This window comes from Paracoccus onubensis (genome assembly GCF_003591515.1).
GTDB classification, from domain to species: Bacteria; Pseudomonadota; Alphaproteobacteria; order Rhodobacterales; family Rhodobacteraceae; genus Paracoccus; species Paracoccus onubensis.
Map to the genome: position 1 here is coordinate 207426 of NZ_QZCG01000001.1, position 13718 is coordinate 221143.

The following is a 13718-nucleotide window of genomic DNA, read 5'->3' on the forward strand; positions in this document are numbered from 1 at the left end:
ATGTAACGCGCGACCGGTCGCAGCGAGGTGATGCGGAGCCTGCCCGGCCGGCGTCACCCGAAATTCGAGAATTTCGAAGGTGACACGCCGTATTTCTTGCGAAAGGCCTTGGCGAAATGCGAGGATGACGAATAGCCGCAGGCAAGGGCGACATCCATTACCGACATATTCGTTTCCGATAGAAATATCCGCGCCTTCCTGAGCCGCGTATTATTACGGTAATCCATGGGCGTTATGCCCAGATACTGACGGAACAGGCGCTGTATCTGCCGAAGAGTCACACCGGAATAGGCGGCGCATTCGGCCAGATTGAACTCTTCATCCACATGCGCCTCGATGAACTCGACCGCGCGCACCAGATATTCGTTCCGGGTTCCCAGCCTTGCGGCAATGGAAATGACCTGCGGATCCTCGGCGGTCCGCCTGTGGGTCAGAAGGCACATATTCATCGCGGCCTGACCAAGCTCTGCGCCGCAATGGTCGTTGATCAGCCTCAATGCGATCTCGGCCGCGGCGATGCCGCCGGCGCAGGTGATCAGGCGATTGTCGATGCAATAGCTGCGCTCGACCGGATCCAGATCGGGATAGGCTTCGCGGAAGCCGGGAATATTCTCCCAGTGCAGGGTGAATTTCCTGCCCTTGAGGATGCCCGCTTCGGCAAGGACATAGGCGCCGCTGCACAGGCTTCCGACCGTGTGGCCATGACGCCATTGCGCGCGCAGCCAATCGGCGATGACGGGCGAACTCGTGCTTTCAGGCTCGACTCCGCCGCAGACGAAGACATAGCCGGGCGCGGATTGCTGTGGCAACGCCCCGTCGGGGATGATCACGACCCCGTTGGATGCCACGACCGCCTCGCCATTTTCCGAAAAAATCTGCCACTCGAACAGGTTGCTGCCCGAAAGCTGGTTCGCGGCCCTGAGCGGCTCGATCGCGGAGGTGAGGGCAAGCATGGTGAATTTCGGCACCAATACGAAATTCACCAGAACGGGTTCGTCCCGGCGCGGGGTATCGACATGCGCCACGCCATGAGAAACGAAGCGGTTCGCAGAGGAACGTCCGGTCACCTGTCCAGTCATCTTCAACGCTTTTCCTGCATTGCCTGTTCACGTCACGACAAGACATGATGGCATGCCCGCGAGAAAAGTGGGATAGGTCATCGGTCATTCTTTATGCGCGTGTTTCGTGCCCGGCATGAGCAGGGCCTGCCCCGGTCCTTACCGGGTCTTCGAAATCATTCTGAACGCATCGGCCAAACTGTCAAAGACCGCACGCACGCGCGGAACCCGGGACAGGTTCTCATGCGTCACGATCCAGGTATCGAGCCGGGTGATCTCGAAATCGGGCAAGAGGCGGACAAGATTCGGATCGGCGGCGGCGGTCGGAACCTGCACTGCCCCGACGCCAAGCCCGGCACGCAGCGCGGCCAGTTGCGCGGGGTGGCTGTCGGTGCGCAGGACCATACGTTCGCGGATGGCACCCATGCCTGAACTGTCGATCAGGGCAAGATCGCTGCGCGACCGGTCGGGTCCGATGAAATCATGAGCGGCAAGCTCGGCGATATCGGCGGGCAGGCCGCGCCGGGCGACATAATCCCGCGATGCGAACAGTCCCAGGGGAATCGACGCGACCTTGCGGGCAACCAGTGCGCCCTGCGTCGGCGCTACAGTTCGCACGGCCAGATCGACTTCCTGCGCCAGAAGATCCGCCTGAATATTGCTGAGTGACAATTCGATCCGAATAGCCGGATATTCCCGGTGCAGGCGCGCCAGTATGGCAGGGATCACCTCGATCCCCATGAAGTCCGGCACGCTGATGCGGACGGTGCCGGCAACCTGTCCGGCAGGCGCAGATGCCACACGCACGAACAGTTCCGACGCCATCGCCATGGCCCGCGCGGGATCGCGCAGGGTCTGGGCCGTTTCCGTGGGCGTCAGGCCATTGACCGACCGGGTGAACAGGACCGCGCCCAGCCGTTTCTCAAGCGTTTCGATCCGGGCGCGAACAGTCGGATGCGACAAGCCCAGCCGACGGGCGGCGGCCGACAGGCTGCCCTCTTCCAGGACCGCCAGAAATATTCGCTGATCGTCCCATGAAATCACGTTGCTCATAAACTTCTTTCTAGCAACTGTTGGATTTCTTGCAATTCCTTTTCATGTATCCGCAAGCCATGCTGCCCTTATCGCAACAGATGCAGATCAGGAGACGCATGATGGAACAGAACAGGACCGCACTCGTACTGGGCGCCACGGGCGGAATCGGTGGCGGCATTGCCAAGGCGCTGTGCCGCCACGGCTGGCAGGTTCGCGGATTGGCGCGAGATCTTGCCGCTGCCCGCAACCGGGGGCCGGCGCATGTCGAATGGTTCGAGGGCGATGCGATGCGGGGCGCGGATGTCATCCGCGCGGCACAGGGCGTTTCCGTCATCGTTCATGCGGTGAACCCGCCGGGCTATCGGGACTGGGACCGGCTTGTCCTGCCCATGATCGACAATACCATCGCCGCGGCGCGGGCTGCGGGCGGAGCGCGGATCGTTCTGCCTGGCACGATCTACAATTTCGATCCTGCGAAGACCCCGGTCATCAGCGAAACCAGCCGGCAGCACCCGAAAAGCCGCAAGGGCACGATACGTGTCGAGCTGGAAGAGCGGCTAAGACTGGCTGCGCCGGAGGTTCCGTCGCTGATCCTGCGCGCCGGTGACTTCTTTGGTCCGGGCATGCGGGCAAGCTGGTTCGCGCAGGCAATGGTTTCGGCCGGCAATCCGCTGAAGCGCATCATCAATCCGGCACGGGGGGCCGGGCATAGCTGGGCCTATCTGCCCGATCTGGCCGAAACCTTCGCCCGGTTGCTTGACCTGCCCGAGCGCCTGAAACCCTTCGAGATGTTACAGTTCGAGGGCATTTACGACGCGGACGGACAGCAGATGATCAGGGCGATCCGCAACGCGGCGGAGCGTCGGCTGCCGGTCTATGGCTTTCCCTGGTGGCTTATTTCGCTGGTGGCACCCTTTGGTGGCTTCCCGCGCGAGGCGGCCGAAATCGCCCCTTATTGGAAACACCCGATCCGCCTCGACAACAGCCGTCTGACCGGTCTGCTGGGCAATGAACCCCATACGTCGCCCGAGATCGCGGTACGTAATTCGCTTGCCGCCCTTGGTTGCCTCGAGGCACGGGCGGTTCTGCCTGCGCCGCAGGAACAATAAGCGCGAGAGCGTCACTGGTTTGAAACCCTGCCCGGACGATGAGTAGCCGGCATCAGACCCTGAACGCGCGGGCTGCGGGCACCAAAAGAAATCCCCGCCCACACTCCGGAACACGGTTGCTGAAGCATGTTGCGGCTGCCCGGATCGCTTTCTTCCCCCTTCTTCTTTGTCCAAGTACCTCGGGGTCCGGGGGCAGCGCCCCCGGCCATCGCGGGACGCAAGCAACCTGCGTTTCCGATACGGCGCGACGGACTCTAATGCCCTTTGCGGCGCCTGACATAGAGTTCAAGCTTGTGGCTCACGATCTCGAAACCGTATTTCCGGGCGATCTCTTCCTGCAAATCTTCGATTTCGTCCGACCTGAACTCGATAACCTCGCCGGTTTCGACATTGATGAAATGGTCGTGATGCTCTTCGGGGGCCGGTTCGTAACGCAGACGTCCGTCATCGAATTGGTGACGCTCGATCAGACCCTGCTCGGCCAGTTTGTTCATCGTCCGGTAGACGGTCGCGATATTCACCCCCGGCTCGATCGCACTGACGCGGCGATGAAGTTCCTCCACATCCGGATGATCGTCGGATGCGTCCAGCACTTCCAGGATCACGCGGCGCTGTCCGGTGATGCGAAGCCCATGCTGTTTGCACCTGTCGATAAGGCTTTCTTGCCTGGAACTGCTCATCCGGTTTCCCGCGTCGACTAAAACATGCCAGCCGAGCATCGGAGCGGACCGATCAGGCTGAAGCGACCTTTAACATGACCGAATCCAAAGGTCATCAATTTTGGCCGCGTTTGCAAGTGCGAATGCATTGCACTTGCAATAAAGGCGGAACCTGATATCTCTACCTGCGACTCACTCGCATCTGCGGGGCGGGCGCGTGGCGATTCGCGTCCAGAGCGGCAAACCGGGAAAGGGATTTCATGATTTTGACGATGGCACGCTTGTCGGGAACTGCGGCGGTAATCACGCTGATGGCAGGCACTGCACTGGCCGATGAGGATCGGATGAAGGTCGTGACCACGTTCACGGTACTTGCCGATATGGCGCAGCAGGTGGCTGGCGATGCGGCGGATGTGGTTTCGGTCACTCGCCCGGGGGCCGAGATCCACGGCTATGAACCCACTCCGCAGGACATCGTCAGGGCGCAGGATGCCGATCTGATCCTGTGGAACGGCATGAATCTCGAACTCTGGTTCGAGCAATTCCTGACCAATCTCGGGGATGTGCCTTCGGCAACCCTGACCGAGGGAATCGATCCGATCCCGATCGCGGCCGGCGCATATGAGGGATCGCCGAATCCGCATGCCTGGATGGGATTGGATAACGCATTGATCTATATCGATAACATTCTGGATGCCTTTGTCGAGCACGATCCCGGGAATGCGGAAACCTATACCGCCAACGCGGAAGCCTATAAGGAAGAGCTGCGTGCCACGCTTGAACCGCTGCGGCAGGAGATCGCCACCATCCCCGAGGCGCAGCGCTGGCTTGTGACCTGTGAAGGCGCATTCAGCTATCTGGCGCGGGATTTCGGCATGAAAGAGCTTTATCTCTGGCCGATGAATGCCGATCAGATGGGCACGCCGCAGCAGGTGCGCGCGGTGATCGACGGGGTGAAGGGGAACGACATCCCGGTGGTCTTCTGCGAAAGCACGGTGAATACCGCGCCCGCCGAGCAGGTCGCGCGTGAAACCGGCGCGCATTATGGCGGGGTGCTTTATGTGGACAGCCTGTCCGAGCCCGATGGTCCTGTGCCGTCCTATCTCGACCTGCTCAGGGTGACGTCCCAGACGATTGCGGGTGGGTTACAGGCCGGTATGGACTGAGATCGCTTTTCTTATCGGGCGACCGGCCCTTCCGGCAGAAAGATTCACGATGAAGCATGACAGCCAGATGGCGCAATCGGCAGATTCTGAAAGCGCCAGCCATCAAGACGGAATCGAGGTGCGGGAGGTGACCGTCACCTATCGCAACGGTCAAACCGCGCTGCGCAACGCCTCGTTTCAGATCCCGCGCGGCACGGTGACGGCGCTTGTGGGCGTGAATGGCGCGGGCAAATCGACGCTTTTCAAGGCGATCATGGGCTTCGTCCCGGTGGCGAAAGGCGATATCCGTCTGCTGGGGCTTTCGGTCAACGAGGCACTGAAGAAAAACCTTGTCGCCTATGTGCCGCAGTCGGAAGAGGTCGACTGGACCTTCCCGATTCTGGTCGAGGATGTGGTCATGATGGGCCGATATGGCCGTATGGGCTTTCTGCGCCGCCCGTCCTCTGCGGATCATGCGGCGGTCGAGGCGGCGCTGTCGCGCGTGGATATGCAGGATTTCCGCCGCCGCCAGATCGGCGAACTGTCGGGCGGGCAGAAAAAGCGGGTCTTCCTTGCCCGCGCGCTGGCGCAGGACGGGCAGGTGATCCTGCTGGACGAGCCCTTTACCGGCGTCGATGTGAAGACCGAAGAGCAGATCACCGCTTTGCTGCGCGAATTGCGCGATGAGGGGCGGGTGATGCTGGTCTCGACCCATAATCTGGGCACCGTGCCCGAATTCTGCGACCGGGTGGTTCTGGTCAAGGGCACCGTGCTGGGCTATGGGCCGACCGAGACGACCTTCACCCGCGAGAACCTTGAACAGGCATTTGGAGGCGTGCTGCGGCATTTCACCCTGAGCGGCGCAGAACTGCACGAAGATGACGATGCGCGGAATCTGTCGATCCTGACCGATGACGAACGGCCTTTGGTGCAATATGGCGACAAGCTGCGCCGTTCGGAGGGGCGGAAATGAGCGCGCTTCTTGAGCCATTCACCTATGGTTATATGACCAACGCGATGTGGGTATCCGCCCTTGTCGGAGGGGTCTGCGCCTTTCTGTCCTCTTATCTCATGCTGAAAGGCTGGTCGCTGATCGGGGACGCGCTGTCCCATTCCGTCGTGCCGGGCGTGGCCGGCGCCTATATTCTGGGGATACCCTTCGCGCTTGGGGCGTTCATCTCGGGCGGGCTCGCGGCGGCGGCAATGCTGTTTCTGTCGGACCGTTCGGGCCTGAAAGTCGATGTGATCATCGGAATCATCTTCACCTCGTTTTTCGGGCTTGGGCTTTTCATGGCGTCTCTCAGCCCGATGTCGGTCTCGATCCAGACGATCACCATGGGCAATATTCTTGCGATCACGCCTGAAGATACGCTGCAACTGGCGATCATCGGTTTTGTCTCGCTTGGGGTCTTGCTTGCGAAATGGAAGGATCTGATGGTCGTGTTTTTCGATGAAAGCCATGCGCGCTCGATCGGGTTGCGGCCCGGGCTGCTGAAAGCCGTGTTCTTCGTGCTGCTTTCGGCCTGCGTGGTTGCGGCGATGCAGACGGTCGGCGCCTTTCTCGTCATCGCGATGGTCGTAACGCCGGGGGCGACGGCCTATCTGCTGTGCGACCGTTTCCCGCGCCTGATCATGACTTCGGTCGCCATCGGCACGGTCACGAGTTTCGCGGGCGCCTATATCAGCTATTTCCTTGACGGAGCGACGGGCGGGGTCATCGTCGTCCTGCAGACGCTGATCTTTCTGGCGGTTTTCGTCCTTGCGCCGAAGCACGGGCTTCTTGCGGCGCGGCGCAAGGCCGCGGAAGCCCTGCGGTCAGAGGCGGCATAAGGATGGAGACGCTTCTGATGCCGTTCCAGTTCGGCTTCATGCAGAACGCCTTCTGGATCTCGATGATCGTCTCGGTGCCCACGGCGTTGCTGTCCTGTTTCCTTGTGCTCAAGGGTTGGGCCCTGATGGGAGATGCAATCAGTCACGCGGTGCTGCCGGGGATCGTTCTGGCCTATATTCTTGGCTTCCCGCTGATCTTGGGGGCTTTTGCGGCGGGCATGGTGACCGCGCTTGCCACCGGCTACCTGTCCGAGAACAGCCGGGTGAAACAGGACACCGTCATGGGGGTGGTCTTTTCCGGCATGTTCGGGCTTGGGCTGGTGATCTATGTCTCGATCCATACCAATATCCACCTTGACCATATCCTGTTCGGGAACATGCTGGGCGTCGGGCTGCAGGATCTGTGGACGGCGGGGCTGATCTCGGTCTTTGTCGCGGCAGCCCTGCTGCTGAAATGGAAGGACCTGATGCTGCATGCCTTCGATCCGGTACAGGCGCGGGCCTCGGGCCTGCCGGTAGGGCTGCTGCATTACGGGTTGCTGACGATCCTGTCGCTTACCATCGTCGCGACGCTTTCGGCGACGGGACTGATCCTTGCGGTCGGGCTGCTGATCGCACCCGGTGCCATCGCGTTCCTTCTGGTGCGAAGTTTCGGGAAAATGCTGGCCGTGTCCGTGATGGTCTGCATGCTGTCGATGCTGGGGGGAACCTATCTCAGCTTCTTTCTGGACAGCGCACCGGCACCGACCATCATTCTGATCCTGACGGCGATATTCCTGTTCGCCTTCGTCCGCCGGATGTTCAAGGTCAGGCGGGCCTCGGCCACGGTCTGACGAAGCCCGGCGGCGGGAGCGGATATCAGGTTTTTCGGGTGGCCCGGCATCGCGGAACCGCGGTTTACTGGCCTTGCCTCGCCCGGTCGTCAACTTGACCCTCCTTCGGCTGTCCGACATAGTGGCGGCAGTATGAAGTTATCCGGGCGAGGGAACGCGTTATGAAATATTCATTGAAATCAATGCTGCTGCTGTCCTGCTTTGGCATCGGGCTTGCGGGAATGGCACATGCCCAAAGCGAGACCCTTGATGTCGTCACGGACCCAAGTTTCGTGCCGTTCGAGATGATGGATCAGGAATCCGGCGAGATGGTCGGTTTCGACATGGATATCATCAACGAGGTGGCCGAGCGTGCCGGCTTTGAAATCAACATGAGAACCATGGATTTCAACGGTATCATTCCCGCCGTACAGACCGGCAATGTCGATATTGCCATCGCAGGCATCACCATCACCGACGAACGCGCCAAGATCGTCGATTTCTCTTCGCCTTATTACGACAGCGGTCTTCGTCTTCTGGTCAATGCCAATGATGACAGTATCGAATCCATAGAGGATCTCGAAGGCAAGACCGTCGCGACCAAGATTGGCTCGACCAGTTTCGATTATCTTCAGGAAAATCTGGGCGACAGCGCGGAAATCACCCCTTATCCGGGCTCCAGCGATATGTATATGGCGCTGCTGGGCGGATCTGCCGATGCGGTTTTCTATGACGCGCCCAATGTCGGCTATTTCTCGCAGACCCAGGGCAAGGGCCGGGCGAAGACGGTCGGTGAACTCTATGAAGGTCAGCAATACGGGATCGTGCTGGTCAAGGGCAGCGAGTGGGTAGAGCCCGTGAACGAAGCCCTGGCTGCCATGAAAGAGGATGGAACCTACGACGAGATCCATACGAAATGGTTCGGCAGCCCAAGCGGCGAGTGATCCGCGCGCCCCGGCAATGCGGTGTCGGCCCCTGGGGTCGCGCCGCCGCCCATGACCATGAACCCGATGACGTGCCTGCAATCATGCTGTGGAACGCGTTGACCGCATCCTGACGGAGATTCCTTTTGGACGTCACCTTTCAATTCAACTGGCAAGCGGCCTTCGCCTCGCTGCCGCATCTTGTGGCCGGCATTCCCTATACGCTGCTGATTTCCTTCGGGGGGCTGGCAATCGGGTTCTTCATCGGGATCGTTGTCGGCCTTCTGAGGATCAGCCGGACGGCATGGCTGCGCTGGCCTGCGATCATCTATATCGAGATCTTCCGGGGCACGCCGGTTCTGGTTCAGGTGCTGTTCATCTTCTATGGCCTGCCGCAATTGCTGGGCGGTCCCATCAATGCGCTGGTCGCGGGGATCGCCGCCATCGCCGTCAATTCCGGCGCCTATATCTCGGAGATCGTCCGCGGCGGCGTGCAATCGATCGAACGCGGCCAAAGCGAAGCCGGGCTGTCGCTGGGCCTGTCGCGCGGGCAGGCGTTCCGCTATGTCATCTGGCCGCAGGCGTTCCGGCGGATGATCCCGCCGCTGGGCAATCAGGGTATTATCAGCATCAAGGATACCTCGCTGTTCTCGGTGATCGGGGTCGGCGAACTGGTGCGTCAGGGGCAGATCTATATCGCCACCACCTTCACCGCGCTGGAGGTCTATCTGATGGTTGCGCTGCTTTATCTGGTGATCACCCTGTCATTGTCGCTTGCCCTGCGCCTGCTTGAGCGCAAGGGGCTGGTGGGTCAATGAGCGGAGCAAGGAAAGAAGGAAGCCCGACATGACGCAAGACAGGCAGGCATCCGGTTCCCCGCCGATCGTGCATCTGAGCAAGCTCAACAAGCATTACGGCGAGCTGCATGTGCTGAAGGATATCGACCTGACAGTGACGCCCGGTGAGGTGGTGGTCATTATCGGGGCCAGTGGCTCTGGCAAATCGACGCTGATCCGCTGCGTCAACGGGCTGGAGGAATTCCAGCAAGGTGAGCTGGAAGTGGACGGCAATACCCTGCTGCCCAATGGCAAGGCCACAAAGGCATTGCAGAAGATCCGTACCGAAGTCGGAATGGTCTTCCAGCAATTCAATCTGTTTCCGCATCTGAGCGTGCTGGACAATGTGGTGCTTGCGCCGATGAAGGTCCGCGGCTGGGACCGTGACAGGGCCGAGGCGACGGCGCAGCGGCTTCTGGCGCGGGTGGGGATCGGCGATCAGGCCGGAAAATATCCCTCGCAGCTTTCCGGCGGGCAGCAGCAGCGGGTGGCGCTTGCGCGGGCGCTGGCCATGGAGCCGCGATTGATGCTGTTCGACGAGCCGACCTCGGCGCTTGATCCCGAGATGATCGGCGAGGTTCTGGATGCGATGCGCGAACTGGCCAATGAGGGGATGACGATGATGATCGTGACCCATGAGATGGGCTTCGCGCGCGAGGTCGCGGACCGGGTGATCTTCATCGACAAGGGCCGGATTGCCGAGCAGGGCCGCCCCGAGCAGATCTTTGATTCCCCTCAACAGGCCCCGACCCAGAGCTTCCTGTCGCGGGTGCTGAAGCATTAGGCAGAATGCCGGTTCGGCCCGGCGCGGGAAGGTCGGCAACCGGTCCCATGTCACGGGGCCTGAGGACATGTGATCAGGCAGGCATGGTGCAATTGTCGGGATGAGCGGCCTGAAAGGCGGGATGCGTCTCGCAGTTTAGCGCCACGGCGGCGATCCGGGGCAGATGGCCGAAGCTCACGCCCCAGCGCGTGGCGTTGTAAAGTTGCGGAATCAGGGCGCAGTCGGCCAGACCCGGGATGTCCCCGTAACAGAAGCGCCCGATATGGCCGGGATGATCCAGCATGATCTCGAATGCGGTCAGGCCGCGGATGATATTGTCCCGGTTCCATTCCAGTCGCGCCGCGGTTCCGGCAAGCTTCTCGACACGCCCGAGAGTGCCCTGATTCGAAACCGGATGGATCTCGCAGGCGATGGCAAGCGTCAGGGCGCGGATATGGGCGCGGGCATCGGGGCTGTCCGGCAGAAGCGGCGGCACGGGCCGGGTTTCCTCCAGATATTCGATGATTGCCAGCGACTGGGTCAGGATCAGGCCGTCGATCTCCAGCGCCGGGACCAGACCTTGCGGATTGAGGCGCAGATATGCCGGATCCCGCTGCTGCCCCGTCGCCAGATCGACCGATATCCTGTCATGGGCGATCCCTTTCAGTGCAAGCGCGATGCGCACCCGGTAAGAGGCCGAGGATCGCCAGTAATCATGCAGCACGATCCCGGGGGATGCGGTTTGCCTCGCAGTGCCTCCGTTTTGCTTTCCCGAGCCATGCATGATCATTCGACCGCGGGCAGGACCCGCCCGCTGCAGGGGCCGAACCCGATACGGTAGCCATCGCCTTCGGCATGGGCGAACAGGTCGATCTCATCGCCATCCTCGATGAAGCTGCGGGGCTCGCCGTTCACCGTGACCGGATTTTTGCCGCCCTGTGTCATTTCCAGCAGCGCGCCGGTCTGTTCGGGCGCCGGTCCCGAGATCGTCCCGCTGCCCAGCAAATCGCCGACCCGCATCGGGCAGCCCGAACTCGTGTGATGCGCCAATTGCTGGGCGCTGGAATAATACATCACGTTATAGTTCGTTTGCGCCACCTTCTGCCCGTTCATCCTCCAGCCGATGGCCAGATCGTAAAAGCCCGGACGGCTTTCATGCAGATAGGGCAGCAGCGGATTGTCCCTTGCCGCGCCTTCGCAGCGGAAAGGCTCGAGCGCGGCCTGCGTCACGATCCAGGGGCTGATCGTCGTGCCCAGAGCCTTGGCCTGAAACGGACCCAGCGGCTGGTATTCCCAAGCCTGAATGTCACGCGCCGACCAATCGTTCAGCAGCACATAGCCGAAGATCATCCCCTCGGCCTCTTCGACGCTCACACGCTGGCCCATGGGACTGTCGGCCCCGACGATCGCGCCCAGTTCCAGTTCAAGATCCAGCCGTCGGCAGGCGGCCCATTCCGGCCCGTTCACCCCGCGAAGCTGTCCCATCGGGCGGCGGATCGGCGTGCCGGACACGACCACCGACGAGGCCCGGCCGTTATAGCCGATGGGCATATGGGTCCATTGCGCCGGCAATGCGTTTTCAGCACCGCGAAATAGCAGACCGACATTGAAGGCATGGTTGCGCGACGAATAGAAATCGGTGAATTCCGTCACCCGGATCGGCAGATGCAGCCGCGCATCCCTCATCGCCACCAAAGGCAGCGATTCGTCGCCGCCCTCTGTCAGCAATTCGGTCAGCCGGGTACGGTTCTCATCCCATTTCGCGCGCCCCTGCGCGATGAAGGCGTTCAGTTGCGGTTCGGAAAAGGCGTCGCCCGTGTCGAACAGCCCCCGCGCTTCGCAGGCGGCCAGATCAACGATCATGTCGCCGATGGCCACCCCGCATCTCGCCGCCCCGTCACCAACGGAAAAAACCCCGTAAGGCAGATTCTGCACGGGAAAATCGCATCCCTCCCTATTGGCGCTTGCCAGCCATGAACGCACCGGCCCCTCCTTCTTCTTCATGCGGATATCCTGCGGGGGTCCGGGGGTGTGAAGCCCCCGGCTGTCCTCATTTCACGCCCGGCGTGCCATCGAACTTCTTCTCGAGATGATCCCAGACCTCGATATATTCTTCCTGCATCGGAGCCTCTTTCGCCGCGAATTCGGTCAGGTGCTGAGGGAAGCGCGTCTCGAACATGAAGGACATGGTATGGTCCAGCTTCTCGGGCTTCAGATCCGCGTTCGACGCGCCTTCAAAGGCGTCCCGGTCGGGACCGTGGGGCAGCATGCAGTTATGCAGGCTGATCCCCCCCGGCGCGAAGCCCTGCGGCTTGGCATCGTAAACCCCGTAGATATTGCCCATCAGTTCGGACATGATGTTCTTGTGGTACCAGGGCGGGCGGAACGAGTGTTCGGCGACCGCCCAGCGTTCCCGGAACAGCACGAAATCGATATTCGCCGTCCCCTCCTGCCCTGAAGGAGCGGTCAGCACGGTGAAGATCGAGGGATCGGGATGATCGAACAGAATTGCGCCGACCGGCGAATAGGTCCGCAGGTCGTATTTATATGCGCAGTAATTCCCATGCCATGCCACGACATCCAGCGGTGAATGATCGATCCATGTCTCGTGAAACTGGCCGCACCATTTGATCACGACGCGGGACCGCGTTTCGCGATCCTCGAAAGCTGCGACGGGGCATTTGAAGTCGCGCGGATTAGCCAGGCAGTTCGCACCGATCGGCCCCCGGTTGGGCAGGTCGAATTTCTGTCCGTAATTCTCGCAGACGAAGCCGCGGCAGGGGCCTTCCAGAACTTCGGTGCGATAGACAAGGCCCCGCGGGATGATGGCGATTTCCTTCGGCTCAAGATCGATGATGCCCAGTTCAGTGCAGAACCGCAGCCGGCCTTCCTGCGGCACGATCAGCAATTCGCTGTCGGCGGAAAAGAAATACTCGTCCTGCATCGAGCGGGTGACCAGATAGACATGGCTGGCCATGCCCATCTGGATATTGACATCGCCCGCCGTAGTCATCGTGCGCATCCCGGTGATCCATGTCAGATCCTCGTCGGGGACCGGAATCGGATCCCAGCGATACTGGCCAAGGCTTGTGATATTCTGCCGGTGGGGATCATGCGGCAGGATATTCGGCGCGGTTTTCCAATAGGGCACGTCGATCGGCGCGAAACGCCCGGTATGATGCACCGAGGGGCGGATACGATAGCACCATGTCCGCTCGTTCTGGCCGCGCGGCGCGGTAAAGGCGGTGCCCGAAAGCTGTTCGGCATAGAGGCCGTAATTGCATTTCTGCGGGCTGTTTTGTCCTTGCGGCAGGGCATCGGGCAGGGCCTCGGTTTCGAAATCGTTGCCGAAGCCCGGCATATAGCCTTTCGTCGTGCCGATCGCCGTGGTCCCGCGAACCATCCCCGTGGCGGTTTCATGAGTGGTCAAGGCTATCACCTCCGTCGGGCGCGAATTTCATTGCCGATGCAACGAATATTCATTGCAACAGCAATGATGTCAATGATTCGCTCGCTTCGGAGCGGGGAGCGGTCGGTTTTGGGGTCCG

14 protein-coding genes are annotated in these 13718 nt (G+C 61.0%); 8 read left to right on the forward strand and 6 right to left on the reverse strand.

Annotation, left to right across the window (positions count from 1 at the left end):
- Positions 1-53 precede the first annotated feature (53 nt).
- Together D3P04_RS01020 and D3P04_RS01025 are read right to left on the reverse strand one after the other, a co-directional pair.
- Positions 54-1079, reverse strand: a complete 1026-nt coding sequence (locus tag D3P04_RS01020; RefSeq protein WP_119745028.1) for a GlxA family transcriptional regulator — start codon at positions 1077-1079, stop codon at positions 54-56.
- Between the two features lie 138 nt (positions 1080-1217).
- Entirely contained in the window at positions 1218-2111 is an 894-nt protein-coding gene (locus D3P04_RS01025; protein ID WP_119745030.1) for a LysR family transcriptional regulator, read from the reverse strand.
- A gap of 98 nt (positions 2112-2209) precedes the next feature.
- Here D3P04_RS01025 and D3P04_RS01030 point away from each other — a divergent pair, with 98 nt between their 5' ends.
- Positions 2210-3202, forward strand: a complete 993-nt coding sequence (locus tag D3P04_RS01030) for an NAD(P)H-binding protein (protein ID WP_119745593.1) — start codon at positions 2210-2212, stop codon at positions 3200-3202.
- Between the two features lie 254 nt (positions 3203-3456).
- Here D3P04_RS01030 and D3P04_RS01035 read toward each other — a convergent pair whose 3' ends face one another.
- A complete protein-coding gene (locus D3P04_RS01035; RefSeq protein WP_119745031.1) occupies positions 3457-3882 on the reverse strand; it encodes a Fur family transcriptional regulator in 426 nt (141 codons plus the stop codon).
- 290 nt (positions 3883-4172) lie between these two features.
- Between D3P04_RS01035 and D3P04_RS01040 the strand changes: the two genes are divergently transcribed.
- The 7 genes from D3P04_RS01040 (at position 4173) to D3P04_RS01070 (ending at position 10191) form a co-directional block, all read left to right on the forward strand.
- Positions 4173-5027, forward strand: a complete 855-nt coding sequence (locus tag D3P04_RS01040; RefSeq protein ID WP_269902613.1) for a metal ABC transporter substrate-binding protein — start codon at positions 4173-4175, stop codon at positions 5025-5027.
- Positions 5028-5094: 67 nt separating this feature from the next.
- Positions 5095-5979: a manganese/iron ABC transporter ATP-binding protein gene (locus tag D3P04_RS01045; protein WP_119745595.1), complete on the forward strand. Its 885-nt coding sequence runs from the start codon at positions 5095-5097 to the stop codon at positions 5977-5979.
- The gene (locus tag D3P04_RS01050; protein ID WP_119745035.1) at positions 5976-6836 is read left to right on the forward strand and encodes a metal ABC transporter permease; all 861 of its coding nucleotides are present in this window, start codon (positions 5976-5978) and stop codon (positions 6834-6836) included. The genes D3P04_RS01045 and D3P04_RS01050 overlap by 4 nt, the downstream gene beginning before the upstream one ends.
- 2 nt (positions 6837-6838) lie before the next feature.
- On the forward strand, positions 6839-7669 hold the full coding sequence (locus D3P04_RS01055) for a metal ABC transporter permease (RefSeq protein WP_269902611.1): 831 nt from the start codon (positions 6839-6841) through the stop codon (positions 7667-7669).
- Between the two features lie 161 nt (positions 7670-7830).
- Positions 7831-8592, forward strand: coding sequence for a transporter substrate-binding domain-containing protein (locus tag D3P04_RS01060; RefSeq protein ID WP_119745039.1), 762 nt, complete (start codon positions 7831-7833; stop codon positions 8590-8592).
- 125 nt (positions 8593-8717) lie between these two features.
- Positions 8718-9389, forward strand: coding sequence for an amino acid ABC transporter permease (locus D3P04_RS01065; RefSeq protein WP_119745041.1), 672 nt, complete (start codon positions 8718-8720; stop codon positions 9387-9389).
- Between the two features lie 28 nt (positions 9390-9417).
- Positions 9418-10191, forward strand: a complete 774-nt coding sequence (locus D3P04_RS01070) for an amino acid ABC transporter ATP-binding protein (RefSeq protein ID WP_119745043.1) — start codon at positions 9418-9420, stop codon at positions 10189-10191.
- Between the two features lie 73 nt (positions 10192-10264).
- Here the strand turns inward: D3P04_RS01070 and maiA are convergent, their stop codons facing one another.
- Genes maiA through hmgA form a run of 3 tightly spaced genes read right to left on the reverse strand, consistent with a single transcriptional unit; the run spans position 10265 to position 13573 of the window.
- Entirely contained in the window at positions 10265-10954 is a 690-nt protein-coding gene (maiA, locus tag D3P04_RS01075; RefSeq protein WP_119745045.1) for a maleylacetoacetate isomerase, read from the reverse strand.
- 2 nt (positions 10955-10956) lie between these two features.
- Positions 10957-12174, reverse strand: coding sequence for a fumarylacetoacetase (gene fahA / locus D3P04_RS01080; RefSeq protein ID WP_119745047.1), 1218 nt, complete (start codon positions 12172-12174; stop codon positions 10957-10959).
- 46 nt (positions 12175-12220) lie between these two features.
- Positions 12221-13573, reverse strand: a complete 1353-nt coding sequence (gene hmgA / locus D3P04_RS01085) for a homogentisate 1,2-dioxygenase (protein ID WP_119745049.1) — start codon at positions 13571-13573, stop codon at positions 12221-12223.
- Between the last annotated feature and the right edge of the window lie 145 nt (positions 13574-13718).

Coding starts and splice junctions, on each gene's coding strand:
- D3P04_RS01020 (WP_119745028.1), bottom strand. CDS start 1,079: ATGACTGGACAGGTGACCGGACGTTCCTCTGCGAACCGCTTCGTTTCT.
- D3P04_RS01025 (WP_119745030.1), bottom strand. CDS start 2,111: ATGAGCAACGTGATTTCATGGGACGATCAGCGAATATTTCTGGCGGTC.
- D3P04_RS01030 (WP_119745593.1), top strand. CDS start 2,210: ATGATGGAACAGAACAGGACCGCACTCGTACTGGGCGCCACGGGCGGA.
- D3P04_RS01035 (WP_119745031.1), bottom strand. CDS start 3,882: ATGAGCAGTTCCAGGCAAGAAAGCCTTATCGACAGGTGCAAACAGCAT.
- D3P04_RS01040 (WP_269902613.1), top strand. CDS start 4,173: ATGGCAGGCACTGCACTGGCCGATGAGGATCGGATGAAGGTCGTGACC.
- D3P04_RS01045 (WP_119745595.1), top strand. CDS start 5,095: ATGGCGCAATCGGCAGATTCTGAAAGCGCCAGCCATCAAGACGGAATC.
- D3P04_RS01050 (WP_119745035.1), top strand. CDS start 5,976: ATGAGCGCGCTTCTTGAGCCATTCACCTATGGTTATATGACCAACGCG.
- D3P04_RS01055 (WP_269902611.1), top strand. CDS start 6,839: ATGGAGACGCTTCTGATGCCGTTCCAGTTCGGCTTCATGCAGAACGCC.
- D3P04_RS01060 (WP_119745039.1), top strand. CDS start 7,831: ATGAAATATTCATTGAAATCAATGCTGCTGCTGTCCTGCTTTGGCATC.
- D3P04_RS01070 (WP_119745043.1), top strand. CDS start 9,418: ATGACGCAAGACAGGCAGGCATCCGGTTCCCCGCCGATCGTGCATCTG.
- maiA (WP_119745045.1), bottom strand. CDS start 10,954: ATGCATGGCTCGGGAAAGCAAAACGGAGGCACTGCGAGGCAAACCGCA.
- fahA (WP_119745047.1), bottom strand. CDS start 12,174: ATGAAGAAGAAGGAGGGGCCGGTGCGTTCATGGCTGGCAAGCGCCAAT.
- hmgA (WP_119745049.1), bottom strand. CDS start 13,573: ATGGTTCGCGGGACCACGGCGATCGGCACGACGAAAGGCTATATGCCG.